General features: G+C 70.7%; 1 protein-coding gene. It reads right to left on the bottom strand.

Translation table 11 applies throughout. From position 1 onward, the window contains the following. Nucleotides 1-198: 198 nt before the first annotated feature. A partial coding sequence (locus tag OOT08_RS13595; protein WP_325093308.1) for an SDR family NAD(P)-dependent oxidoreductase occupies nt 199-867 on the bottom strand: 669 nt, incomplete at its 5' end.

Below are 867 nucleotides of genomic sequence, written 5' to 3'. Positions count from 1 at the left end.
GGGCGGCGCAGCCGCACCGGGTGAGGACGGCGACGGGGACTGGGGCGGGTTGAGATCGGACACGCCCCCAGTCTACCCGCGCCAGACGCCCGGGTTCAGCGCCTGTTCGGCCACGCTGAACCCCGCCCCACCCGGCAGCGCGACCCCGCCGACACGCGGGGGCCCCGCGCGTCGCGCCGGGGCCCCGCGCAACGGTGTTTAGCGGGAGAGGTACTCGATTCCCGCGGCGGCCAGGTCCTCGGTGAAACTGCCGAGGTTCGTCGCGGTCACGCCGCCGTCCACGGGGAGGACGACGCCCGTGACAAACTCGGACAGGTCGCTCGCGAGGAACACCGCGGCCTTCGCGATGTCCTCGGGGGTGCCGACCCGGCCGCTTGGCTGCGTGGGGCCAAGCTTCTCGGCGAGGTACGCGATGAACTCCTCCGCGTTCTCGTCGGGGATCCCGAATCCGCGCGACATGATCGGGGTCATGATGATGCCCGGGGCGATCGCGTTCGAGCGGATGCCGAGCGGTGCGAGCTCGGAGACCGCCTGCCGGACGACGCCGACCACCCCGTGCTTGGCGACGGTGTAGGCGGCCATCGACCAGCCGCCGTGCAGCGCCGCGGCGGAGGCTGTCGAAATGATCGAGCCACCCCCGCCCTGCGCCTGGAACTGGCGGGCGGCGTACTTGTGCCCGAACAGGACCGAACTCGTCAGCAGAGTGAGGGTCTTCTCGAAACCTTCCTGTCCGATCTCGAGCATCGAGGCCGCATCACCCTGGGCCCCGGCGTTGTTGACCATCACATCGAGTCGGCCGAAGCGCTCGACCGTGGCCGCGACGAGGGCCTCAATCATGGGCTCCTGGGTCACGTCGGTGTGCGTGTA

Source organism: Leucobacter sp. M11, from assembly GCF_035726885.1.
Taxonomy (GTDB): Bacteria; Actinomycetota; Actinomycetes; order Actinomycetales; family Microbacteriaceae; genus JAPFRB01.
The sequence above is the reverse complement of the archived record's forward strand: the minus strand, read 5'-3'. Positions and strand labels throughout refer to the sequence as shown.